This window comes from Microvirga sp. RSM25, assembly GCF_044784385.1.
Lineage (GTDB): Bacteria > Pseudomonadota > Alphaproteobacteria > Rhizobiales > Beijerinckiaceae > Microvirga > Microvirga tunisiensis.
On the sequence record NZ_CP173039.1, the window covers coordinates 1,396,219 to 1,418,899 of the forward strand.

Sequence of the window (22,681 nt, forward strand, 5' to 3'; positions counted from 1 at the left end):
TGGGCAGTGTCCAGACCTATAAAGACTTCCGCTCCCGCAGCATCCCAAATCACAGGCTCCAACGCGAGAAGGTTGTCCATGCGCATCATCGACGTCCGCGAGATCACCCAGCCGATCGCCTCGCCGATCCGCAATGCCTATATCGACTTCTCGAAGATGACGACGAGCCTCGTCGCCGTCGTGACCGACGTGGTGCGCGACGGTCGCCGCGTCGTCGGCTACGGGTTCAACTCGAACGGCCGTTACGGTCAAGGCGGACTCATCCGGGAGCGCTTCCGTGACAGGATTCTGGAGGCCAGCCCCGAGAGCCTGCTCGATGAGAGCGGCGCCAACCTGGATCCGCACAAGATCTGGGCCACGATGATGAAGAACGAGAAGCCGGGCGGACATGGCGAGCGCTCGGTCGCAGTCGGCACTCTCGACATGGCGATCTGGGATGCCACCGCCAAGATCGCCAGCAAGCCGCTTTTCCGCCTTCTGGCCGAGCGTCAAGGCCGTGAGGCCAACCCGAGGGTCTTCGTCTATGCCGCGGGCGGCTACTATTATCCGGGCAAGGACGACAGCGCCCTGCGGGCCGAAATGCGCAGCTATCTCGACCGCGGCTACAATGTCGTGAAGATGAAGATCGGTGGAGCTTCCATCGCGGAGGATCAGCGCCGGATCGAGGCGGTCCTCACCGAGATCGGTTCCCAGGCGCAGCTTGCAGTCGATGCCAACGGACGGTTCGACCTCGAGACCGGGATCGCCTACGCCAAGATGCTGCGCAACTACCCGCTGTTCTGGTACGAGGAGGTCGGCGATCCGCTCGACTATGCTCTCCAGGCCGCGCTTTCCGAGTTCTATCCCGGACCGATGGCCACCGGCGAGAACCTGTTTTCGCACCAGGACGCCCGCAACCTCCTGCGATACGGAGGCATGCGGCCGGACCGCGACTGGCTGCAGTTCGACTGTGCATTGTCCTACGGGCTCGTGGAGTACCTGCGCACCCTCGACATGCTTGAGCAGTTCGGCTGGTCGCCCTCCCGCTGCATTCCGCACGGCGGGCACCAGATGTCGCTCAACATTGCGGCTGGGCTCGGTCTCGGCGGCAACGAGAGCTATCCCGACCTTTTCCAGCCCTATGGAGGTTTCCCGGACACCGTGCGGGTGGAGAACGGTCACATCGTCATGCCTGAGCTGCCCGGCATCGGATTCGAGGGCAAGTCGGACCTGATCAAGGTCATGCGCGAGCTGGCGGAGTGATCGGTCCCTGAGCGCCTTATGCCTCTGGCGGCACGCGGTACTGCTCATCCGTGACATGCTCCAGCCACGTGACATGGGTGCCGTCCAGGGCCTCCTGCATGGCGATGTGGACCATGCCGCTGGCGGGCGAAGCGCCATGCCAGTGCTTCTCGCCCGGCGGGATCCACACGGTGTCGCCGGCCTTGATCTCCCTGACGGGCCCGCCCCAGGTCTGCACGCGCCCGACGCCCAGGATTACGTGAAGGGTCTGGCCGAGCGGGTGGGTGTGCCATGCCGTCCGGGCGCCGGGTTCGAAGATGACACGGTTCGCTCGGATGCGCGCCGGAGGCGGGGCATCGATGATCGGGTCGTGCCAGACCGTCCCGGTGAAGGCATCGGCCGAGGCCCGCTTCGTCGGGAACGTTCCCGCGACGTGAATTTCCATGGAATTCTCCCCCATATGATGTTGGTGCGCCAAGCCGATGCGTCAGAGATGCTTGATGCCGAAGCTCTGGATCAGCGGAAGAAGCTCGTCCCGGGCGTCGATGCGATGCTGGCGAGCATGCTGGTGTGCGTCGGCCATTTGCCCTTTCCGGATCGCCTCGGCGATGCTCCTGTGGGCGGCGGCCGATCCGGTCGGCTTCGGCCGGAGCTTGAGCGTGAGCATTCGCGCCCGGTGGGCCTGGTCTGTGATGGTCTGAGCGATCCTGCGGATGCGGCTGTTGCCGCAGCGCTCGACAAGGATGCGATGGAACTGATCGTCGGCGACGGCCCAGGCGTGGAGATCGTCCTCCCGAAGAGCCTGTTCCATGCGTGCGGTCGCTTCCTCGAGCTCATCGGCGACCCGTCGCCGGATTTCGTAGGGCATGGCGGCCAGCAGCTCTGCGGCTCGCGCTTCTATGGCGAGGATGACATCATAGATCTCGCGAATGTCCTCCGGGGCGAGCGGGCAGACCTGGACGCCCCGCTTGGAGAGCACGCGGACGAGCCCGTCCTCCTGAAGACGGATGATGGCCTCGTGAACCGGCGTCCGGCTCATGCCGAGCCGCAGGGCGATTTCCTGCTCCGAGCCTTGGTAGCCGGGCGGAAAGACATTGTCGCGGATCGCCTCCTTCAACGCCTTGTAGGCGTCCTCGACCAGCGAGGGCTTCCTCGCAGTCTCCTGGGCCGTGCGCACCTGCAGCTTGTCCATCATTGGGCCTCCCGCTTCATGATGCCCTTCTTGCAACTTCCATACAAGGATGAATGGATGGTTGACAAAGGGGCAGATGAGGAGCAGCTTTCTTGCATGCCAACTTCCATGGAAGCTGTGGAACCATAAAACAGCCAGCCAAGCGCTCACGAGAAGCGGGGGCATGTGGAGGCAAGGGCGCAGGAATCCGAGGTGTATCACCGACGACCAAGCTTTGCCGACAGGCGAGCGGCGCCGCTCGCCGACAACAAGAATCTTTAGGGAAGGAAATGCCTATGAAGAAAGCTCTCTTCACCCTCACGGCGGCCTTGGGATTCCTTGCGACGGCCGCACAGGCACAGGGAACCTATCCGACGCGGCCGATCACCCTAGTGGTCCCGTTCGCGGCCGGCGGCACGACCGATGTGGTGGCGCGCCTCATGGCCGATCATATGAGCCGCACGCTCGGTCAGCAGCTGGTGGTCGAAAACGTCACCGGAGCGGGGGGCACCGTCGGCGTCACCCGCGTCTCCAAATCCGAACCGGATGGCTATACGATTCTCATGGGCAATCTTGGAACGCAGGCGGCAAGCGTCGGCCTCTATCCCAAGCTGGCCTACGATCCGCGTACCGACTTCGAGCCGATCATGAACTCGGCGGCAACGCCGATGCTCGTGGTCGCGAAGAAGGATCTGCCGGTCAAGGACTTCAAGGAATTCATCGCCTACCTCAAGGCCAATGCCCCCAAGATGAACTACGGTTCCGGCGGCGTCGGCTCGACCTCGCACCTGACCTGTCTGTTCATGGAATCACTCCTGGGCGTGAAGCCTCAGCACGTGCCGTTTCGCGGCTCGGGTCCGGCGTTGAACGCGCTCCTCGGCGGCCAGGTCGACTATGTGTGCGACCAGACGGTCGCGATTGTGCCGACGGTGCAGGCGAAAGAAGCCAACGGTCTGGTCGTCGCGGTGCAGAACCGCCTCCCGGTTGTCCCGGACGTTCCGACATCGGCCGAGCAGGGCTTGCCGCAGTTCCAGGCGACCGGCTGGAACGCGCTCTTCGCCCCGAAGGGAACGCCCAAGGACATCGTCACGAAACTGAATGGCGCCGCGAAGGCGGCGCTGAAGGATGAGACGACGCGCAAGCGCCTCCTTGATCTCGGCGCGGAACTCCCGGACGAAGCGGGTCAGACGCCCGAGGCACTCGCCAAACTCGTGAGTTCCGAAATTGACAAATGGGTTCCGGTCATCAAGGCCTCAGGCGTTACCGGGCAGTAACAATCGATGGCGGATGCGAGTGCCTCCAGCGTTCGCATCCGCCATCGAACCAATCATGAAGGACGGACGGGTTTCACATGGCATCGGATCAAAGGAAGCGGTATCGGCTGGCAGTCATTCCAGGTGACGGCATCGGCAAGGAGACGACCCCGGAGGGCGTCCGGGTTCTGGAGGCTGCCGCCAAGAAGTTCGGCTTCGACCTGCAGCTCGATCACTTCGACTTCTCATCCTACGACTACTACGCCAAGCACGGCCGCATGCTGCCGGAGGACTGGAAGGCGCAGATCGGCTCGCACGATGCCATCTTCTTCGGAGCCGTCGGCTGGCCGGAGAAGATCCCGGACCACATCTCCCTCTGGGGTTCGCTGCTGCAGTTCCGCCGCGAGTTCGACCAGTACATCAACCTGCGGCCGGTGCGCCTGATGCCGGGCGTGCCGACGCCGCTCGCCAACCGCAAGCCCGGCGACATCGACTTCTGGGTCGTGCGCGAGAACACCGAAGGCGAATATTCGTCCATCGGTGGCAAGATGTTTCCCGGTACGGAACGTGAAGTCGTCATCCAGGAAACCGTGATGACGCGCATCGGCGTCGACCGTGTGCTGCAATTCGCCTTTGATCTCGCTCAGAAGCGCCCCAAGAAGCATCTGACTTCGGCCACGAAGTCGAACGGGATCTCGATCACGATGCCGTATTGGGACGAGCGCGTGGAAGAAATGGCCAGGCGTTATCCGGATGTGAAATGGGACAAGTACCATATCGACATCCTCACGGCTCACTTCGTGCTGCATCCCGACTGGTTCGACGTGGTCGTCGCGTCGAACCTCTTCGGAGATATCCTGTCCGATCTCGGACCGGCCTGCACGGGCACCATCGGCATCGCGCCCTCGGGCAACATCAACCCGAACAGTGATTTCCCTTCGCTCTTCGAGCCGGTTCACGGTTCGGCGCCCGACATTGCAGGGCAGGGGATCGCGAATCCCATCGGACAGATCTGGGCCGGCGCCATGATGCTGGAGCATCTCGGCGAAGCGGAAGCGGCGGCCGCCATCGTCCAGGCTATCGAGGATGTCTTGAGCGAGCGGACCCTGCGCACCCGCGATCTCGGCGGGAATGCCGGAACCGAGACCACAGGCAAGGCCGTCGCCGACGCGCTCGGCTGATCAGGAAAAGTGACGAATCGATCCTCGGCCGCCGCGCGCCGGCGGCCGCACAAATCAGGTGCAATCATGAACAGCTATAAGATCGCAGCCATTCCCGGCGATGGAATCGGCAAGGAAGTCATCGCGGCCGGAGTCGAGGTTCTTCAGGCTTTGGCTGCCCGCGACGGTGGCTTCAAGCTGGAGTTCGAGGCCTTCGACTGGGGCTCGGACTACTACAAGAAGCATGGCGTCATGATGCCGGAGAACGGCCGCGAGACTCTCAAGAGTTTCGATGCGATCTATTTCGGTGCCGTCGGTGCGCCCGATGTTCCCGATCATGTCACGCTGTGGGGCTTGCGTCTCGCGATCTGCCAGCCTTTCGATCAGTATGCGAACGTGCGCCCGACGCGCATCCTGCCCGGAATCGAGGGGCCCCTTCGCAACGTGGCGGCAAAGGATCTCGATTGGGTGATCGTGCGTGAGAATTCCGAAGGCGAATACGCCGGCCAGGGCGGACGCTCGCATCGCGGTCTGCCGGAAGAGGTGGCGACGGAAGTCTCGATCTTCACCCGCGCCGGCGTCACGCGGATCATGCGCTTCGCCTTCGAGGTGGCGCGATCGCGTCCGCGCAAGCTTCTCACCGTGGTGACGAAGTCGAATGCGCAGCGTCATGGCATGGTCATGTGGGACGAGATCGCCGCCGAAGTGGCTGCAGACTATCCCGACGTGACCTGGGACAAGATGCTGGTCGATGCCATGACCATGCGCATGACGCTGAAACCGCAGAGCCTCGACACCATCGTGGCGACCAACCTGCATGCCGATATCCTGTCGGATCTCGCGGCGGCGCTGGCGGGGTCGCTCGGCATCGCGCCCACGGCGAACCTCAACCCGGAGCGCAGGTTCCCGTCGATGTTCGAGCCGATCCATGGTTCGGCTTTCGATATCACCGGCAAGGGCATCGCCAATCCGGTGGGTACGTTCTGGACGGCCACGATGATGTTGGAGCATCTCGGCGAGAAACCGGCCGCCGAGCGTCTCATGCGAGCCATCGAGCGGGTGACTGCCGATCCATTGCTGCATACGCCGGATCTCGGCGGTTCGGCCACGACCCGTCAGGTCACGGACGCCGTGATCGGCGCCATTCACGGCGACAATGCGTGAGAGCAGGTTCTCTGGAACCGTACACCTTCCGGAGTTGAACAAGGACTGCGCTCGCGTGGGTGAGCGCAGTCCTCGGTGGGATCGAGCTCTGATATAAATTAAATGACTGCGGCCTTGCGCAGTGAGAGATTCGCGTCCTCGAACGCGGCCCTGATACGCATTGCCATGCTTGCAATGCCCGTCCGGTCAGGCTGTCGTTCCACGACTTTCACCATTTGGGAGTACGCAGAACTAGCGCCGAAGCGGCGAGCGACAAGCTCTATCATCCTGATATCTGCCCTGTCGGAAATGCAATTGTCCGCCACCCGGCAAAGGACCGAGCATCGGGTTCGATTGATTCCCGAACGCCACTCCAATCCTGGAGAAAATGGGAACGATCGGTTTCACTCAGGGAGGAAGACTCGATGAGGGCTTTGACCAGAACCGCATGCCTGGTGCCATATGTGGGCGCTCTGCTCGCAAGTACGGCGATTCCAGCTTCCGCTGACATGTCGAGTGCGGTTCGGACCACATCGCAGCAGGCGAAGGGGCTCCAGGCTCCGGCTGAAATCATCGTCGATCATTGGGGCATCCCGCACATCTACACGGAAAATCAGCACGATGCCTTCTTCATGCAGGGCTATAATGCTGCACGCGACCGACTCTGGCAGATCGACCTCTGGCGCAAGCGTGGCCTCGGCTTGCTCGCGAAGGATTTCGGCCCCGCTTATGCGGATCAGGACCGGGCCGCTCGCATGTTCCTCTATCGCGGCGACATGGACAAGGAATGGGCCTCCTACGGACCCAAGGCCAAAACCTATACGGAAGCCTTCGTCGAGGGTGTGAATGCTTTCGTGCAGCAGGTCCGGGACGGCACACGCCCTGCTCCGGTGGAGTTCAAGATTGCTGGAACGCAGCCCGACTTGTGGAAGCCGGAAGATGTGGTTCGCATCCGCAGCCATGGACTGACCCGCAACGTGGCGTCCGAAGTCCGGCGAGCTCAGGTCGCGTGTGCGGCCGGTCTCGACGCCGACCGCCTGCGCACCAAGTTCGAGCCCGAATGGCAGACATCTGTCCCGGCAGGTCTCGACCCGTGCTCGATCCCCAAGGACGTCCTGAACGACTACGAGCTCGGCACGAAGGATGTCTCATTCACCCAGCCACAGAAGAAAGCTTCACTGGACACGCATGAGGACTTTCTCAACGAGGCGATGGCGAATATCGACCGGATCGGATCCAACAACTGGGTTGTCGCAGGCAATCGAACCGCAACGGGCCGGCCGATCCTGGCGAACGATCCGCACCGTGCTCATGGCGTGCCCTCCCTCCGCTACATCGTGCATCTGAATGCACCCGGGATGTCCGTGATCGGAGCGGGCGAGCCGGCGCTGCCGGGCATCTCGATCGGACATAATGGGAAGATCGCATTCGGCCTGACGATCTTCGGGATCGATCAGGAAGATCTCTACGTCTACGAGCTGAACCCGAGCAATCGCAACCAGTATAAGTTCCGTGACGGCTGGGAGGACATGAAGGTCGTGCGGGAGACGATCGAGGTTAAAGGCGAGCAGCCGCGCAATGTCGAACTGCTCTTCACGCGCCATGGGCCTCTGCTGTCGAGGGATGACGCCAAGCAGCGGGCATTTGCCATGCGTTCGGTCTGGTTCGATCCCGGCACCTCCGCCTATTTCGGCTCGTCGGACTACATGACGGCCCAGAACTGGAACGGCTTCCTGGAGGCCATGAATCGCTGGGGGGCTCCATCCGAGAACCAGGTCTATGCCGATACGGACGGCAACATTGGCTGGGTCCCCGGCGGCCTGACACCCCGGAGGGTCAGCTACGACGGCCTGATGCCGGTGCCTGGGGATGGCCGCTATGAATGGGACGGGTTCATTCCCATGGCCGACCTCCCGAAGGAGTACAATCCTTCTCAGGGCTTCTTCGCGACCGCGAACCAGAACAACCTTCCTCCCGACTATCCGGTGAACGAGCGCAGAATCGGCTTCGACCAATGGGCCGACCCCGCGCGGTTCCAGCGCATCACCGAGGTTCTCCAGGCAAAGCCTAAATTCACGTTGGCCGATGCCATGGACCTGCAGAACGACGACACGAGCATGCTTGGACGCAGGCTCATTGTGCTGCTCAAGCCTCTTCGTTCGGAGGATCCGAAGCAGCGGGCTGCTCTCGAGCTGCTGCAGAACTGGGACGCGAAGGAGGCCGCCGACAGTGCCGGGGCCGCGCTCTTCGAGGTTTGGACCGGTAAGCATCTGGGCCGGGCAACGGTTGCCGCAACAACGCCGGAGGCGGCTCGCGCCATCATCGGCAACGGCAGTCTCTCGGCCATTGTCGATTATCTGGAGAAACCCGACCAGGCTCTCGGGGCCGATCAGTCTGCGGCCCGGGACAAGATCCTGCTCACGAGCCTTTCCTCTGCAGCGGATGAAGTCGGCAAGCTGCTGGGCGAGGATATGGCGCAGTGGAAGTGGGGCAACCTGCATCAGGCCGAGTTCAACCATGCCTTGAAGCCTCTCGCCGACAAGGCGACGCAGGCGCAGATGACCGTTGGACCGCTCGTGATGGGCGGCGGCAACAACGTGCCTCATGCGGCGGGCTACAACACGTCCACGTTCAAGGTGACGTCCGGTGCATCGTTCCGCATGGTGCTCGATGTCGGAAACTGGGACGACAGCCGGGCGATCAACACACCCGGCCAATCCGGCAATCCCTACAGCCCGCACTACCGTGATCTCGCACCACTCTGGGCGACGGGCGATTACGTGCCGCTGCTCTATTCCCGGGAGGCCGTGGAAAGGGCTGCGAGTGAGCGCCTCCGACTGACCCCATAAGGTCGATCTGGTTGGAGAGAATAAATTTTCCAGCTGCGAGAAGGACCGGCCATTGGCCGGTCCTTTTCTATGCGATCGATCGATCGGGCGAGCCTCCGCTGGCCTGATCGAGACGGCGGGAACCCGGCCGAAAATCCATGGGTGGGACCGGCTGAAGGGCGGCCGGGAAGTTCGACCCGACCGATCTGCATGAAGTCAGAAAGGGTGCTGCCGCATGACCCTCAGTCCGTGCATGCCGCCCTAATGTCCTCGAGCGTTCCAAAATGGGATCGTGGGAGCTAGAGGATCGTCGTCAGGGTTTGCTCAACCCAGGCTCCGGCCTCTTCGGGCGTCTTGAACAGAGGCGCATACCGAACGGCGCATTTGCCGAACCCTGCTTCCAGGTTCCAGAGCCCCTTATGCTCAGGCTCATGGCTTTCGCCGTCGAGGCGGACGATCACGGCGGTGAGCTGGCCATCTGAGAGGATGAGATTGCCGTCGGTGTCGTGACCATCGATGAGGACAGGGATGGGCTTGAACGAGATGTTGAGGGGCATGCCTTCGCCTTCGGTTGGGGCGAAGGGTCAGTTGCCAGATGGCCGGACACCCAAAAAGCTAGATCATATCGTACTCGATATGTTATGATTAGGTACTAACATATGTTGTTCTTGACTATTAACACACGCCGCCTGTGAAGACGATGATCTTCTTCCTAGTCTCGCGCCCACCGCAGCAGGAAAAACATAGATCAATATTATGCATTAATTTGTATTAATCTGAAGAACAAACCTGCTTGAATGACAGCAATTGGCATCTGTGTGACGGATGGTTCATCGTCAGCAGACAGCTATAGGCACCGATGCCAGAGAGTTTCTTGTGCTCCCGCCTGTCAATGAGGGGAGCCTGATCGTGAACTCAACCTTCCATCGCGAGCATAATCCACTCATCCGCAAGCTGGAAAGCGCCATTGCCCTCACAGACGACGAGCGGCAGGCATTGCTCGACTTGCCGCTGCAGCTTGTCGCCATCAAGGCTGACCAGGACATCGTACGCATAGGCGACCGACCGTCCCGCTGCTGCCTGCTTTTGAGCGGCTTTGCCTGCACCTATACAATGACCGGCGAAGGCAAGCGCCAGATCGTCAACTTCCATATTCCCGGCGATATTCCCGACCTGCAGAGCTTGCACCTGAGGGTGTTGGACAACAGTGTCGCCACGATCGAGCCCTGCACCGTCGGGTTCATCACCCATCAGGCCCTGCGCGACCTGTGCCGCCGCTACCCCAGGATTACAGAGGCCTTCTGGCGCAACACTCTCGTGGATGCCGCCATCTTCCGAGCTTGGATGACCAGCATCGGACAGCGCGAAGCCTATGATCGGATTGCCCATCTCCTGTGTGAGCTGCTGGTGCGCCTGCGCGCGGTCGGACTGGCCGAGGATCACACCTGCGATCTGCCGATCACTCAGGTCGAGTTCGGCAATGCGCTCGGCATCACGACCGTTCACGTCAACCGCGTGTTTCAGGCTATGCGCGCCGATGGTCTGATCCAGACCAAGGGAACCCGGCTGACCATTCCCGATTGGGAAAGATTGAAGGAGGTCGGCGACTTCGATCCGACCTACCTGCACCTTGAGCAGGAGGATGCCACTAAATGAGCCTCACGCTTCAGCCGGTGCGCGTTGCAACCGGCAGCGATGAAGAGGGCATGCTGGTCTTTGGCAAGGGGCAGCGGCTCGTGGCGGTGCTGACCCATCTTTCCGAGAGGAATGAGATCGCTCCCGGCCAATGGTACCTGGAAGCGGGTTTTGGCCCGCTGGAAGGACCGAGCCACCCCACCTTCGTCGACTTGGAAGCGGCGCAGGCGTGGATCAACCAGCGCCTTGCCAAAGGGCGTTAGGTGTCTCTCCCCAGGTGCCAATGCTGTTTCTGCTCAATGACGTCCATTCCATGCTTCGTCAGCGTCTCTCCATGAGGACGTAGAGACCGGGCACCGGCCGCCCTGCCTCAAGCCGAATGTTGCCTTCCACGGCTTCCATAATGACGAAATCGGTGGCCATCGCCTTGAGGTAGTCAAGAGAGTGAGCAAAGCGACCGGAGGGCTGCAGCGTAAAACCCTCCCGTGCTGCAACCTCAATGCTCAAGGCGAACAGCCCCCCTTGTACCATGGCCTCGGCAACGGCCCGCATAAGCGACCCGAGTTCGCCAAAATTGATCAGCGAATCCGCCGCGAAGATGAGATCGAAGCGGTTTGGTGTCGTCTCGAGATAGGCGATTGCCTCCGACTTGACGAGTTCCGTGTATCCCCCGCGCTTTGCCGCCTCCGCCAGCATGCCCGAGGACAGATCGACCCCGATCAGAGTCTGGCCGAACGGCAGCAATTCCCCGGCTGCAAGTCCGGTGCCACAGCCCAGGTCGAGCATTTGCTGGAAGTCGGTCCGGTGCCCGGCCACAAGCTTCGCCATCCGGCTCGGGGCATTGTATTGAAGCGTCTCGAGCAGTTTGCTGTCGAACTGCGGAGCAAACTGATCAAAATAGCGTTCGATATATTCCGTGGGAGCGGCCGTCATGGACCGCCCGAGGACGGCGTCGAGCAGATAACGCCGGACTGGATCGTCCGGCTTGTCGGCAAGCCGCATCCGTCCAATTTCGGCGGCCGCTTCGAGGTGACCGGAGGCGCTGAGAACGGAAAAGGCATCTCGCGCGATGACATCGAGATCCTCACGATCCTCGCCTGCAATCTGGCCGTAGTTTTGAAGGGCTTCTTGGACGCGGCCTTCGATCATGGCCTGAAACGTCAAAGCCCGCGCCCGCTTCTGCCTGCTTTGCGGATCGAGCGGCAGGGTCAGTCGAGCGGCTTCGTCGAATGCTCTCGCGCAGCCCGCGAAATCGGATGCGATAAAGGACAGGTGGCCGAGAGCGAAATGAGCCAAGCCGTTGACGGGGTCAAGATCAACGGACATCCGCACGGCAGCCAAGGCCTCTGCGTAGCTCTTTTTCCTGAACAACAGCAGGCCAAGCCCGAGATGGGCAGCGGCGGCTTTCGGATTCAGATCGATTGTGCGGCGGTAGGCGCCTTCGGCCGCCTCAACGTCGTCCAGCCGGTCTGCCACACTGGCGAGGGTCTGCCAGGATTGAGCGCTGTGCGGATCGACTTCCAGGGACTTCCGTATCGCCGCCAGCGCCTGCTCGTCGCGATCCGAAGCGCTATAGACGCTTGCCAGATCGCGCCAGAGGTCAGGATCTTCAGGCCTGAGAGAGAGCGCGGCTTCAAACGTCCGAGCGGCTGTGTCGAACCGTCCATTCTCCCAATGAACGAGACCGAGCTGTCGCAAGGCGGGGGCCGGATGCCCGAACTGATCGACGATGCGGCCGAAGTCCGGCAGGTTCGCCTGTAAGCTGGCCACCAGCGCCATCGTGACGCTGACGTCAGGAAGTTGGATGTTCGTCATGGAAAGGATCCGAATGTCATTTCTACCTGAAGCCAAATCACCTGCTCCAGGATTAATCGAGCTAGCTTTTCTGGGCCTTGCCGATCGATGCGTCGTATTGCCGAGGCCGAGAATACCTTCACCTGTTCATGGGAAGGGCGGAGATTGTCCAGACGCTTGTCCACAACAGGTCCGGAGGTCGGCTCCGGGCACCGGGCAGACTTCTTCGGAATTTCGGCATTGGTAACGTGAGCGGATCTTCATTGAGCGCATCGCGCGGATCCGATGCTCCTGTCCGCTCTTGTTCGTCGGTTGATTTCGCCTGTCAGCCTGCCTCATCCGCAAGGGCTACAAGTTCGGTAATCCGGTGGGATGTCAGGAACGGCCAGCCAGTCCCTGGACCCGGTTGGGTCTGGACGGCTGGCCCCATTGCCTCCCAATCAGTCGGGCCAGCGCATGATCGCCTGAGAGGACCGGCTGCGACGCCCCTCGAGGGGTGTTGCAATGATCTCGTTGGATTGCCGGGCCTTCTCCAGTTCCTCGACGAGCCGTTCTGCGACGACGGTTTCCTGTCCCGGATGAAGATTGCACGGGTCGAGATAGAAATAGCCGTGCTCGACCTCGTGGTCGCGAACGATGATCGGCGTGCGCCCCGATGCGAGAGCGTCGGCGAGATCCCAGGCTGTGATGTGGGCTCCCTTGGGCTCGATGGCGACCTTGAGACGATCGAGAGGGTTGTTGGTCGGATCCGCCTCGCGGATCGGCGTCACGCCGGGACGACCGGAAAGAGTCTGCTCCCAGAGTTGCAAGTAGCGCGTCTCGCGATCGCGGACAGCAGCATGGTCCCGCTTCTCCCAGGCTTCGAGTGCGGCGATGGTGCCGAGAATGCCCTCTTTGCCGATCTTCATGCCGCGGCCGATGCCCATGTTCTGCATGTAGGTGGCGCGAACGAGCTCGGTGCGGCCGGCCACGATGCCGCCGGTCAGGCCGCCGAGGAATTTATGGGAGGAATAGAGCGCGATGTCGGCGCCGGCGGCCAGGAACCCCGTCAGGTCGTATTCCGAGGCCGCGTCCACGATCACCGGCACGCCCCGCGCATGGCAGATCTCGACGAATTCCTTGAGCGGGATCAGACCGTACTGCACCGTGTGGTGCGATACGACGTAAACCGCAGCGGCCGTCCGTTCATTGATGGCGCCATTGAGTTGGTAGCCATAGGCCGAGGTGGCCTGACCCACCGGCACGACCTTCGCGCCCGCGAGGCGGATGCCCTGCTCGACCGGTGCGCCGTAGCTGACCATGTGACCGGTCATCAGCAGCACCTCGTTCTTGAGATCTTCCGTATTGGGAAGGCGCTCGACTGCAGCAAGATCGCAACCGGTCATGGCTCCCGCAACAGCAAGTGTAATCCCCGCCGAGCAGGATGCCGTCACGAAGCCGGCTTCGGTGCCGCAGAGGCGCGCGATCACGCGGCTGGCCTTCTTCTGAAGATCGCCGATCTCGACGAATTGCGGAAGGATCGCCGAGACAGCGGCGACCGCTTCGGGCACGACGATGGATGCACCGAGCGAGGTCATGGTGCCCGATACGTTGATGATGGGGCGAAGGCCAAGGTCCGAGCGGATGTCTGTCTGGGTCATGGGGCTCTTTGTCTCTATGTTTTATGTTGCCGGAATGGCGTATGTTCCATTATTGAGGAAGCGCGCGAGGGGATGCTGCCAGTCCTGACGGCGGGCCGCAGTTTCTGAAGATCCGGGAGAAGATCCAGTGGACACCAAGTTTCCTGAAGCCGTGAATGCTGCCGCACCCGAGAAGCGCAGCCGCGGCGCGCGCGTCAGCGGTATCGATCGTGCCTTGCAGATCCTGGATTTCCTCCAGGCGGAAATGAAACCGGTCGGTGCCTATGCGGTAGCCAAGGCTGTCGGGGCGCCTCTCTCGACGGTCTACGTGATCATCGAGGATCTGGTCGAGAAGAGGCTTCTGCAGCGGCGCAGCGATGGCACGGTCTGGCTCGGACCGCGCCTTTATCACTACGGTTTGGCTTATGCCGAATCTCTCGACTTCCTGAACGTTGCCACGCATGAGATGCAGGATCTGTGCCGGGAGGTGGAGGAAACCATTCAGATCTGCGGGCGGGACGGAGACCATATGGTCGTGATGGCCATGGCGGACGGACCTGGGCATTTCCGGATCACGTCGAAGATCGGTTCGCGCGTGCCCCTGAACTGGACGGCCTCGGGCCGCCTTCTTCTCGGGCATCTTCCTGACAAGGAGCGGCTGGAGATCTTCAGGCACGCTTCGAAGGTGTCGCCCACAGGGCGTGCCAATACGAACCCGGAGGCACTTTCCGAAGCTTCTGCGAATGCCCTGCGGGAACGCCTGTCGATCCAAATCAACGAGTCGGATTTCTCCGTGGCCTGCATCGCTTCGCCGATCTGCCAGCCGTCCGGAGAGTGTCTTGCGACGATTTCCATCGTGCTGCCGGAGCATCGGGTCGTGCAGGATCGTGACCGCTACACCAATGCTGTCCGCAAGGCCGCCGAAAGGATCGAGGCAACGTTGGGCTGGCGCTGATCCAGGCATGAAGGAACGCCTCATTCCGCGAGAGCGATGATGGCTTCGATCTCGACCGTGATGTTGTTGGGCAGGGACCCGAAGCCGACGGCAGAGCGGGCGTGGCGCCCGGCCTCTCCGAAAACGGCCATCATGAGATCGGAGCATCCGTTGATCACCTTGGGATGCTCGCCGAAGTCGGGTACCGCGTTCACCATGCCGAGGAGCTTCACGACGCGTTTCACGCGGGACAAGTCACCCAGCGCATCCTGCATGACGGCGAGCAGATTGATACCTGTCAGCTTGGCGTGTTCATAGGCCTTGTCCACATCGACGTCGCGGCCGACCTTGCCGGTATGAAGGTAGCCATTCGCCTCCTGCGGTCCTTGGCCCGACAGGAACAGAAGGTTGCCTTCTTGAACGTGGGTCACGAAGTTGGCGATCGGACTCGGAGGCTTCGGCAGCGCGAGGCCCAGTTCTTTCAGGCGCTCGTAAGGGTTCGACCCAGTCAGATATTGAACTTCGTTCACAATGTCAGTCCTTGAGAAATAACTTCAGGGTCGCCGTGGCGAATGCAGGCGACGTGATGGTTCGAGCCGACGTCCTCCAGAGGCGGAACGATCTCGGCACAAGCCTCGACGGCGTAACGGCAGCGTGTCCGGAAGACGCAACCGGATGGCGGATTGAGGGGGCTCGGAATATCGCCTTTCAAAACGATCCGCTGTCGGCTCGCGTTCGGGTCCGGTATCGGAGCAGCCGAGAGAAGCGCCTGCGTATAGGGGTGGCGCGGCATCGCATAGATCTCGCGGCCGGGACCGCGCTCCATGACACGCCCCAGATACATGACGACGACCTCGTCGCAGAGGTATTCGACCACCGACAGGTCGTGAGCGATGAAGAGCATCGTCAGGCCGAAATCCTGCTGCAGATCCTGGATCAGGTTGAGGACCTGGGCCTGCACCGAGACATCGAGAGCAGAGACCGGCTCATCCGCCACGATGAAGTCCGGCTCCACCGCCAGGGCACGGGCGATGCCGATGCGCTGCCTCTGCCCGCCTGAGAATTCATGCGGGAAGCGGCGCGCGGCATCCGGATTGAGACCCACTCTCTGCAGCAGTTCTGCGATCCGGTCCCGCCGGGCGCTGCCCTTGACGGGCCGATGGATATCCAGCGCCTCACCGATGATCTGATCGACGCGAAGGCGGGGATTGAGGCTCGAATAGGGGTCCTGGAAAATGATCTGGAGCCGGCTCCGATAGTCCCGCATCTCCCGTTCCCGCAATGTGCGCAGGTCGACACCGTCGAAAAGGATCCGTCCTTCGTCAGGCTCGACGAGGCGGAGGGTGCAGCGGCCGGCGGTGGTCTTGCCCGATCCGGACTCGCCGACGAGACCCACGATGGTTCCGCGCTTCACGTCGAAGCTGACGCCGTCGACGGCCTTGACCGTGCCGTTGCGGGTCTGGAACTGCTTGGTGAGCCCCTGGACGCTCAGGAGAGTTTCTGCGCTCATAGGGCTTCATGCCTCCAGCACCGGCTGAGATGGGAGGGCCCCGCCGTCATCAACGGCGGCGCCTCGTCGCAATGCGGGATGCGATAGGGGCAGCGTGGGGCGAAGCTGCATCCCGGCGGGAGTGCGGTCACAGCGGGCACATTGCCCGGGATAGGATTGAGGCGCAGCCTCTCGCCGGCGGCATTGCGATCCCGCGATGCGTTCGGGATGCAGGCCAGAAGACCGCGCGTATAGGGATGCTTCTGGTGCTCGAAGAGGCTGGCGACCGAGCTCTTCTCGACCACGCGGCCCGTATACATGACCACGACGTCGTGAGCGATCTCCGCCACCACGCCGAGATTGTGCGTGACGAACAGGATGCTCATGCCGATTTCGCGCTGCAGCCTGCGGAGCAGATCGAGGATCTGTGCCTGAATGGTCACGTCGAGGGCAGTCGTGGGCTCGTCCGCGATCAGAAGGTTCGGATTGCAGGACAGAGCCAGGGCGATCATCACGCGCTGGCGCATGCCGCCCGACATCTGATGCGGGTATTCATCCAGCCTGCGGGCGGATGCCGGAATCTCGACCAGATCCAGCATCTGCTTCGCCCGTTGGCGGGCCTCGGCTGTCGAGAGCGGCTCGTGAAGCCTGATCATCTCCACAATCTGGTCGCCCACCGTATAAAGAGGGTTGAGGCTCGTCATCGGCTCCTGAAAGATCATGGCGATCTCCCGGCCGCGGATCGCGCGCATCTTCCTCTCCGGCAGGGCCGCAATGTCGATCACCTGACCCTGGCTCGTGCGGTAGAGGATGTTGCCTCCGACGATCCGGCCCGGAGGCGAGAGAAGTCGCATGATCGACAGGCTGGTGACGGATTTGCCCGAGCCGGACTCGCCGACGACCGCGACCGTCTCTCCGCGCTTCACGTCGAAGCTCACGCCATCGACCGACTTGGCGACACGGCTGCCGAGCTCGAAGTGAGTGCGCAGGTCCGAGACCTTGAGCACGGTATCGTCGGGCAATTCCGTCATCGGGCGTTGATCCACCCGCAATGCGGACAGGCGGAACTCTCCAGGGCGGACTTCCGGGGCGGGACGTAGCGACTGGCCTTGATGGCCTCCTGTCCGAGGATGGTCCAGACGGGTTCGATCAGGCGCGGCAGGTGCGCGTTGTAGCCCATGGAATCGACGATCCGGAGATCGCTGTCGTTGACCTCGAACACAGTGAACTCGGCCCGTGTGCCGGGAGAGAGAAGGTTCTCGGTCGGGAGACCGATCACTTCCATCGGCGCCCGTGTCGAAGCGTCGATGACGGCCTCGAACGGCATGCCGACGGAGAGAAGCTTCGACATGGTCGTGCCCATGTCCCAGACAGGATTGTCGAGGGAGCGCGCGTGCAGGTCGGTCGAGATCGAGAAGGGCAGGAGGCCGCGCTGAATGGCGAGTTCGGCCACCTTGAACGAGAACGATGCGCCGCCATGACCGACGTCGAGGCGGATCCCGTCCTTGGCGCAGCGTTGCGCCAGCAGGAACAGGTCCTCGTCCTCCATGATGTTCGCTGCGGCCTTGCCGTTGAAGCAGTGGGTCACCACGTCGCCGGGCCCGAGGATCTCGAGAACCTCGTCGAAGACCGGAGGCGGTTCGCCCACATGCACCATCAGCGGCAGCTTCAGGATCTTGGCGACCTTCTTGGCGATCTTCACGGGCGTGATGCCCCAGGCGCCGACGATCACGCCGCTCGCCCGCACCTTGATGCCGATAATGATGTCACGGTTGGCTTCGACGCAGGCAATGGTGCGGTCGATATCGATGGACCGCATGTCGATCAGCTCGCTGACGCGGTTGCAGGCGACAAGACCGATCGAGCCGATATTGAGGAAGGCCTTGATGCGCTCCTTGGCCGGTTCGATGATGTACTCGCGGAAGCCGTGGAAATTGGCCTCGCCGGCCGAGCCGGCGTCCACGATGGTCGTCACGCCCCGCTCGATGCCGCAGACCTGCGGCTTGATCGAGATATCGGTGCCTCCGTGCCAGACATGGGCATGGAGATCGACCCAGCCGGGTGAGACGTAAGCCCCTTTGGCATCGATGCGGCGGGCACCGTCCGGCGCCTGGAGCGAGTTGCCGACGCCGGCAATCTTCCCGTCGCCGCCGATCAGAATATCGGTGGCTTCCTGAGACACGCCTCTGCCGAAGCCGACTGGCTTCACGCCCGAGATCAGAAGAGGCGACGCTTCTGCGTGAAAAGTCATGAGATCAAAGATCCTTTCTCAGGCGCGGATCGAGAAGATCCCGGAAGCCGTCGCCGACCATTTGAAGTGAAAGAACGGATAGGATGATGGCAATGCCGGGAAACAGCGTCATCCAGTCGGCCTGTCCGATATATTGCCGTCCGGCCGCAATCATCGTTCCCCAGGTCGGCACCTCGGGGCTTACGCCGAGACCGAGGAAAGACAGCCCCGCTTCCGCCAGCATGGCATAGGCAAAGATGAAGGTGCCCTGCACGAGAATGGGAGACACGAGGTTGCGCAGCACGTGCCGGGACATGATGCGCCAGGTCGGCACTCCCAGTGCACGGGCCGCTTCGACATAAGGCAGTTCACGGATGACGAGCGTGGAGGCTCGTACGATACGGGCAAGGCGCGGTGTGTAGACGATGCCGAGAGCCACGATGACGGTGATGAGGGACGGACCGAGGGCAGCGACGAGCGCAATCGCCAGGAGAATGTCCGGGAAGGCCATCATGGCATCGATGATGCGGGCAATCGGCATGTCGAGACGGCGGAAGAAGCCGGCAACGAGGCCGAGCGTCACGCCAAAAACGGCTGCGAAAGTCACGACCGAGACGCCGACGAGCAGCGAAAGCCGGCCCGCATAGATGGTGCGGCTGAACACGTCCCGGCCGAATTCATCCGTTCCGAACCAGTAGATGCTGCTCGGCGGCTTGAGCCGGTTCACTACGGAGAGACGGCTCGGCGAGTAGGGCGCAATCAACGGCGCCAGGATCGCCAGTGCCGCGACGATCACGAGGATGAGAAGGCCGAATATGACGGTTTTGCGGGTCACCAGCCGCGAGACGAAGCTCGCTTCGATGATGGCAGGGGAGCTGACCGCAGCCATCAGTAACGCACCCGCGGGTCGATGAGCAGGTAGAGCATGTCGATCAGGAAGTTGATGAGAACGTAGAGCGCCGCTACGATCAGGAGGGCACCCTGGATGACAGGATAATCGCGGCGCAACACGGCCGAGACAACAAGGTTGCCGACGCCGGGAAGGCCGAACACGGTCTCCGTCACGACGGCACCGGACACGAGAAGCGCAGCCGTCAGGCCGATCACTGTCAATACCGGGATGAGCGCATTCTTGAAGGCGTGCTTCATGACGACCCGGAATTCGCTCATCCCCTTGGAGCGGGCGGTACGGACGTAATCGTCGTTCAGAACGTCGAGCATGCTCGCCCGCGTGAAACGCAGGATCAGGGCCGACGACACGATGCCGAGGGAGAACGCGGGAAGAACGAGATGGGATAGGCGCGTCCCTAGCCCGGCGCCGGGGCCGCCATATCCCGAGACCGGAAAGATTCCGAGTCGCACGGCGAAGAATTGGATCAGCAGCAGACCGAGCCAGAAGCTCGGCACGGACGCCGCGAGCATGGCCAGGGTCGTGGAGGCCTGATCGAAGAGAGAGCCGCGCCAGTAGGCCGACAGGACGCCGACCGGGATGGCGATCAGCGCTGCGATGAGGATGGAGAACAGCGTCAGAAAGAAGGTCGGCTCGGCCCGGTCTGCCAAAGCAGACAAGACAGGACGGTTCAGAAAGATGGATTCGCCCAGATCACCCCGCAAAAGCTGACCGAAGAAGATGCCATATTGAACGATGAGCGGCTGATCGAGACCGAGGCGCGTGCGCAGTATTGCGATGTCCTGAGCCGTCGCATCCGGCCCGAGCATCACGGCGGCAGGGTCGCCGGGGGCGATGCGGACGATGATGAACACGATCGTGACGACCACGAACATCACGACCAGCATGCCGAGCAAACGTTGAAGGATGTATTGGCTCATGCGTCGATCCGCATAAAGGAGTGTTCGGGGAGCGCGGAGAGGAGCGCTCCCCAGCTTGCCGTGCGCTTACTTCTTCACCGTCACGTTCCAGAAGTAAGGCCAGGGCGCCGGCACGACACCTTCCAGCTTGGGAGACTGTGCCGACAGGGCATTGAAGTCGCCGATCTTGATGCTGGGGGTTTCGTCGTAGATGACCTTCTGAACTTCAGCCCAGAGGGCAGGGCGCTTCGCCGGATCGCTCTCCGTGTTGAAGGCATCGACCGCCTTCGAGCGGGCGGGGCTCGACCACCAGCCGGGCGAACTCTCGGAGAGCTGGCCGATGAGGGCGGGTTCCGGAAGGAACGGGCTGTGGGTGATATAGATGTCCCACAGAGCCGGATCGCCGCGCCGCTGGGTCAGCGTTGCCCAGTCGACCACCTGCAGATCGACCGTGAAGCCAGCCTGCTTGAGGTACTCTGCCGCCACCTGGGCCATCTTGTAATGGAACTCGTACTGCCGGCTGGTGAGGATGCGCAGCGGCGCGCCGCCGTAGTTGGCTTTCTTCAGAAGCGCCTTGGCCTTGTCCGGATCGGCGACATTGTACTTGCCTTCCACACCTGCCGTCGTGTTCCACACATAGCCCTTGGGATACATGGCCCCGTCGAGCGAATAGAACTCGGGATTGCCGAAGGCCGCAGCCAGCATGTCTTCCATGCTCAGCGCGAGACGCACGGCCATGCGGGAGTCGGCATTGGCCATCACGCCCTGCTTCGTGTTCATCACGAAGACGGGCCAGCCGAACGGCTTGAGAACGACCGGTTTCGAAGTCTGGACGTTCTTGATGCGGTCGTAGGATTCGACCGGGATGGAATCCACGTAATCGAACTGCCCGGAAATCGCCCCTTCGACACGCGTATTCGGATCCGGAACCGGCACGAACCGGATCTCGTCGAGGATCGGCTTGCGTGCGCCGCCATAACCGTTCCCGGCGCCTTCGAGAGGCTTATAGGAGTCGTTGCGTACAAGCTGGATGTACTGATCGGGTTTGCGCTCCTTCAGCTTGTAAGGGCCCGTACCGACCGGCTCCTTCATCGGAACGTCCATCTTCTCCGATGGCATGATCACCGCAGCGGAGTTGTTGAAGGACAGGAGCGCCAGGAGCGGAGCATAGGGGGTCTTCAGGGTGAGGCGCACGGTCGACGGATCGACAGCTTCCAGCTTGTCGACATTGCCGGCGACCTGCTTGCCGCGGGACGCCTGCTCCATCCAGCGCTTGAGAGAGGCGACGACGTCCTCGGACGTCATGTCCGAACCGTCGTGGAACTTGATGCCCGGGCGCAGCTTGATCGTGTAGATCTTGCCGCCCTCGGCGACCTCGGGAAGCGACGCCGCCAGGAGAGGCGTGACCTTCCAATCCTTGTCGAAGGTGAACAGGGTCTCAAAGAAATGCTGAGTGACGATCCCAACCAGGTCTGCCGTCGAGACCATAGGGTCAAGCGTCGGCGGCTCGCCGATCGTTGCCACGTTGATGATGCCACCTGACTGAGCGAGAGCCGGACCCGATGCAAGTATCGCCAAGCCGGTTAGTAATGCTTCTCTGATCCTCATAGTTACCCTCTTGTTCTATAATTATGTATTATTTGCTCTAGTTATGTCATAGTGAGCGAGCAAGGGTCCAAGGTCAATAGCGATGAAGAGGCGTAGCCTCCGCTGGATGGACACTGTCGTTCAGCAGAGACGTGCTCATTCCGGTCGAGCTGTGTCGTGATCATGTCTGGAAGAGCGCAGCATCGCTTTCGGTGCCCCTGGGCTCGATCCTGGCGACAGGCCGTTCCTGTCCTGGGCGGTTTCACAACAGAAAGAATTTCGGATGTGTGACGCGCTTCACAGCGGTGTCGGTCAAAGTGGTTCAAAGTCCAATCATCGCCAACAGAGAGAGCATCTCAGGCGGTCTTGAGAGCAACGCCAACTTGAAGAGGCCCTATTATGGAAAATTTCCAGTTCTCCGAAAACGACATCGACCAGCACGTCTTCAACACCGCCTTCGGCGGCAGCGCGACCTCGGCCCAGCTGGCCAACATTTCCGACCCCGATACACTGCTCGACACCGGCAGCAGCTGGTTCGGCGGCGGGGTCAACGACCAGCAGTCCTTCAACACCATCGACCAGAGCGCCTTCAACACGTCCTTCGGCGGCAGCGCGACTTCGGCCCAGGTGGCCTCCATCTCGGACGGCGACACCCTCGTCGATGCCAGCCACGACTTCCCGGTGTACTACTAACCCATTCCTCCCGGAGCGCCACACGCGGTAAGCCGTGGCGCTCCACTCCAGCCCTCTCAGCACCCTGAGAGGGCTTTTGCGCGTGTCCTGCACGGTTCCGCTGCGCAAGCCGTCG

21 protein-coding genes are annotated in these 22,681 nt (G+C 61.9%); 9 read left to right on the forward strand and 12 right to left on the reverse strand.

Annotated elements, in window-relative coordinates:
* The first annotated feature begins 72 nt into the window (after positions 1 to 72).
* Positions 73 to 1,242 (forward strand): mandelate racemase/muconate lactonizing enzyme family protein, encoded by a 1,170-nt coding sequence (locus tag ACD578_RS06755; protein ID WP_404291930.1) that lies wholly within the window; start codon positions 73 to 75, stop codon positions 1,240 to 1,242.
* Between the two features lie 16 nt (positions 1,243 to 1,258).
* Here ACD578_RS06755 and ACD578_RS06760 read toward each other — a convergent pair whose 3' ends face one another.
* Together ACD578_RS06760 and ACD578_RS06765 are read right to left on the reverse strand one after the other, a co-directional pair.
* Positions 1,259 to 1,666 carry a cupin domain-containing protein gene (locus ACD578_RS06760; protein WP_404291931.1) on the reverse strand — a complete coding sequence of 136 codons (408 nt, stop codon included), beginning with the start codon at positions 1,664 to 1,666 and terminating at the stop codon, positions 1,259 to 1,261.
* 42 nt (positions 1,667 to 1,708) lie between these two features.
* Positions 1,709 to 2,413, reverse strand: a complete 705-nt coding sequence (locus tag ACD578_RS06765; RefSeq protein ID WP_404293737.1) for a GntR family transcriptional regulator — start codon at positions 2,411 to 2,413, stop codon at positions 1,709 to 1,711.
* 275 nt (positions 2,414 to 2,688) lie between these two features.
* On the opposite strand from ACD578_RS06765, the gene ACD578_RS06770 reads away from it, so the two are divergent.
* The 4 genes from ACD578_RS06770 to ACD578_RS06785 all read left to right on the forward strand — a co-directional run bounded on the left by ACD578_RS06770 (position 2,689) and on the right by ACD578_RS06785 (position 8,797).
* The gene (locus ACD578_RS06770; RefSeq protein ID WP_404291932.1) at positions 2,689 to 3,666 is read left to right on the forward strand and encodes a tripartite tricarboxylate transporter substrate-binding protein; all 978 of its coding nucleotides are present in this window, start codon (positions 2,689 to 2,691) and stop codon (positions 3,664 to 3,666) included.
* Positions 3,667 to 3,743: 77 nt separating this feature from the next.
* The gene (locus tag ACD578_RS06775) at positions 3,744 to 4,826 is read left to right on the forward strand and encodes a tartrate dehydrogenase (RefSeq protein WP_404291933.1); all 1,083 of its coding nucleotides are present in this window, start codon (positions 3,744 to 3,746) and stop codon (positions 4,824 to 4,826) included.
* Between the two features lie 66 nt (positions 4,827 to 4,892).
* Positions 4,893 to 5,969 carry a tartrate dehydrogenase gene (locus ACD578_RS06780; protein ID WP_404291934.1) on the forward strand — a complete coding sequence of 359 codons (1,077 nt, stop codon included), beginning with the start codon at positions 4,893 to 4,895 and terminating at the stop codon, positions 5,967 to 5,969.
* Positions 5,970 to 6,373: 404 nt separating this feature from the next.
* A complete protein-coding gene (locus ACD578_RS06785; protein ID WP_404291935.1) occupies positions 6,374 to 8,797 on the forward strand; it encodes a penicillin acylase family protein in 2,424 nt (807 codons plus the stop codon).
* A gap of 278 nt (positions 8,798 to 9,075) precedes the next feature.
* On the opposite strand, the gene ACD578_RS06790 is transcribed toward ACD578_RS06785, so the two are convergent.
* Complete coding sequence (locus tag ACD578_RS06790; protein WP_404291936.1) at positions 9,076 to 9,333, reverse strand: hypothetical protein; 258 nt, start codon at positions 9,331 to 9,333, stop codon at positions 9,076 to 9,078.
* A 352-nt stretch (positions 9,334 to 9,685) separates the two neighbouring features.
* On the opposite strand from ACD578_RS06790, the gene ACD578_RS06795 reads away from it, so the two are divergent.
* Both ACD578_RS06795 and ACD578_RS06800 read left to right on the forward strand, forming a co-directional pair.
* Positions 9,686 to 10,432 carry a Crp/Fnr family transcriptional regulator gene (locus tag ACD578_RS06795; protein ID WP_404291937.1) on the forward strand — a complete coding sequence of 249 codons (747 nt, stop codon included), beginning with the start codon at positions 9,686 to 9,688 and terminating at the stop codon, positions 10,430 to 10,432.
* Positions 10,429 to 10,674 (forward strand): hypothetical protein, encoded by a 246-nt coding sequence (locus ACD578_RS06800; RefSeq protein ID WP_404291938.1) that lies wholly within the window; start codon positions 10,429 to 10,431, stop codon positions 10,672 to 10,674. Before ACD578_RS06795 ends, ACD578_RS06800 begins: the two co-directional genes overlap by 4 nt.
* 58 nt (positions 10,675 to 10,732) lie before the next feature.
* On the opposite strand, the gene ACD578_RS06805 is transcribed toward ACD578_RS06800, so the two are convergent.
* Together ACD578_RS06805 and ACD578_RS06810 are read right to left on the reverse strand one after the other, a co-directional pair.
* Complete coding sequence (locus tag ACD578_RS06805; RefSeq protein ID WP_404291939.1) at positions 10,733 to 12,226, reverse strand: tetratricopeptide repeat protein; 1,494 nt, start codon at positions 12,224 to 12,226, stop codon at positions 10,733 to 10,735.
* 419 nt (positions 12,227 to 12,645) lie between these two features.
* Entirely contained in the window at positions 12,646 to 13,845 is a 1,200-nt protein-coding gene (locus ACD578_RS06810) for an aminotransferase class V-fold PLP-dependent enzyme (RefSeq protein WP_404291940.1), read from the reverse strand.
* Between the two features lie 127 nt (positions 13,846 to 13,972).
* Between ACD578_RS06810 and ACD578_RS06815 the strand changes: the two genes are divergently transcribed.
* The gene (locus ACD578_RS06815) at positions 13,973 to 14,779 is read left to right on the forward strand and encodes an IclR family transcriptional regulator (RefSeq protein WP_404291941.1); all 807 of its coding nucleotides are present in this window, start codon (positions 13,973 to 13,975) and stop codon (positions 14,777 to 14,779) included.
* 20 nt (positions 14,780 to 14,799) lie between these two features.
* Here ACD578_RS06815 and ACD578_RS06820 read toward each other — a convergent pair whose 3' ends face one another.
* The 7 genes from ACD578_RS06820 to ACD578_RS06850 all read right to left on the reverse strand — a co-directional run bounded on the left by ACD578_RS06820 (position 14,800) and on the right by ACD578_RS06850 (position 21,894).
* Entirely contained in the window at positions 14,800 to 15,288 is a 489-nt protein-coding gene (locus ACD578_RS06820; protein WP_404291942.1) for a RidA family protein, read from the reverse strand.
* Entirely contained in the window at positions 15,285 to 16,268 is a 984-nt protein-coding gene (locus tag ACD578_RS06825) for an ABC transporter ATP-binding protein (RefSeq protein ID WP_404291943.1), read from the reverse strand. The genes ACD578_RS06820 and ACD578_RS06825 overlap by 4 nt, the downstream gene beginning before the upstream one ends.
* Complete coding sequence (locus ACD578_RS06830; RefSeq protein ID WP_404291944.1) at positions 16,265 to 17,278, reverse strand: ABC transporter ATP-binding protein; 1,014 nt, start codon at positions 17,276 to 17,278, stop codon at positions 16,265 to 16,267. Before ACD578_RS06830 ends, ACD578_RS06825 begins: the two co-directional genes overlap by 4 nt.
* Entirely contained in the window at positions 17,275 to 18,498 is a 1,224-nt protein-coding gene (locus tag ACD578_RS06835) for an amidohydrolase/deacetylase family metallohydrolase (RefSeq protein WP_404291945.1), read from the reverse strand. The genes ACD578_RS06830 and ACD578_RS06835 overlap by 4 nt, the downstream gene beginning before the upstream one ends.
* Positions 18,499 to 18,502: 4 nt before the next feature.
* Positions 18,503 to 19,366: an ABC transporter permease gene (locus tag ACD578_RS06840; protein WP_404291946.1), complete on the reverse strand. Its 864-nt coding sequence runs from the start codon at positions 19,364 to 19,366 to the stop codon at positions 18,503 to 18,505.
* Positions 19,366 to 20,307, reverse strand: coding sequence for an ABC transporter permease (locus ACD578_RS06845; RefSeq protein ID WP_404291947.1), 942 nt, complete (start codon positions 20,305 to 20,307; stop codon positions 19,366 to 19,368). The genes ACD578_RS06840 and ACD578_RS06845 overlap by 1 nt, the downstream gene beginning before the upstream one ends.
* Before the next feature lie 66 nt (positions 20,308 to 20,373).
* Entirely contained in the window at positions 20,374 to 21,894 is a 1,521-nt protein-coding gene (locus tag ACD578_RS06850; protein WP_404291948.1) for an ABC transporter substrate-binding protein, read from the reverse strand.
* Between the two features lie 378 nt (positions 21,895 to 22,272).
* Between ACD578_RS06850 and ACD578_RS06855 the strand changes: the two genes are divergently transcribed.
* Positions 22,273 to 22,566 carry a hypothetical protein gene (locus tag ACD578_RS06855; protein WP_404286154.1) on the forward strand — a complete coding sequence of 98 codons (294 nt, stop codon included), beginning with the start codon at positions 22,273 to 22,275 and terminating at the stop codon, positions 22,564 to 22,566.
* Positions 22,567 to 22,681: the final 115 nt, after the last annotated feature.

What these genes read in the sequence shown, in the direction of transcription:
- ACD578_RS06780 (WP_404291934.1), top strand. Translation starts at nt 4,893, where the DNA reads ATGAACAGCTATAAGATCGCAGCCATTCCCGGCGATGGAATCGGCAAG.
- ACD578_RS06825 (WP_404291943.1), bottom strand. Translation starts at nt 16,268, where the DNA reads ATGAGCGCAGAAACTCTCCTGAGCGTCCAGGGGCTCACCAAGCAGTTC.
- ACD578_RS06805 (WP_404291939.1), bottom strand. Translation starts at nt 12,226, where the DNA reads ATGACGAACATCCAACTTCCTGACGTCAGCGTCACGATGGCGCTGGTG.
- ACD578_RS06785 (WP_404291935.1), top strand. Translation starts at nt 6,374, where the DNA reads ATGAGGGCTTTGACCAGAACCGCATGCCTGGTGCCATATGTGGGCGCT.
- ACD578_RS06830 (WP_404291944.1), bottom strand. Translation starts at nt 17,278, where the DNA reads ATGACGGAATTGCCCGACGATACCGTGCTCAAGGTCTCGGACCTGCGC.
- ACD578_RS06850 (WP_404291948.1), bottom strand. Translation starts at nt 21,894, where the DNA reads ATGAGGATCAGAGAAGCATTACTAACCGGCTTGGCGATACTTGCATCG.
- ACD578_RS06775 (WP_404291933.1), top strand. Translation starts at nt 3,744, where the DNA reads ATGGCATCGGATCAAAGGAAGCGGTATCGGCTGGCAGTCATTCCAGGT.
- ACD578_RS06800 (WP_404291938.1), top strand. Translation starts at nt 10,429, where the DNA reads ATGAGCCTCACGCTTCAGCCGGTGCGCGTTGCAACCGGCAGCGATGAA.
- ACD578_RS06810 (WP_404291940.1), bottom strand. Translation starts at nt 13,845, where the DNA reads ATGACCCAGACAGACATCCGCTCGGACCTTGGCCTTCGCCCCATCATC.
- ACD578_RS06855 (WP_404286154.1), top strand. Translation starts at nt 22,273, where the DNA reads ATGGAAAATTTCCAGTTCTCCGAAAACGACATCGACCAGCACGTCTTC.
- ACD578_RS06765 (WP_404293737.1), bottom strand. Translation starts at nt 2,413, where the DNA reads ATGGACAAGCTGCAGGTGCGCACGGCCCAGGAGACTGCGAGGAAGCCC.
- ACD578_RS06840 (WP_404291946.1), bottom strand. Translation starts at nt 19,366, where the DNA reads ATGGCTGCGGTCAGCTCCCCTGCCATCATCGAAGCGAGCTTCGTCTCG.
- ACD578_RS06790 (WP_404291936.1), bottom strand. Translation starts at nt 9,333, where the DNA reads ATGCCCCTCAACATCTCGTTCAAGCCCATCCCTGTCCTCATCGATGGT.
- ACD578_RS06845 (WP_404291947.1), bottom strand. Translation starts at nt 20,307, where the DNA reads ATGAGCCAATACATCCTTCAACGTTTGCTCGGCATGCTGGTCGTGATG.
- ACD578_RS06760 (WP_404291931.1), bottom strand. Translation starts at nt 1,666, where the DNA reads ATGGAAATTCACGTCGCGGGAACGTTCCCGACGAAGCGGGCCTCGGCC.
- ACD578_RS06835 (WP_404291945.1), bottom strand. Translation starts at nt 18,498, where the DNA reads ATGACTTTTCACGCAGAAGCGTCGCCTCTTCTGATCTCGGGCGTGAAG.
- ACD578_RS06770 (WP_404291932.1), top strand. Translation starts at nt 2,689, where the DNA reads ATGAAGAAAGCTCTCTTCACCCTCACGGCGGCCTTGGGATTCCTTGCG.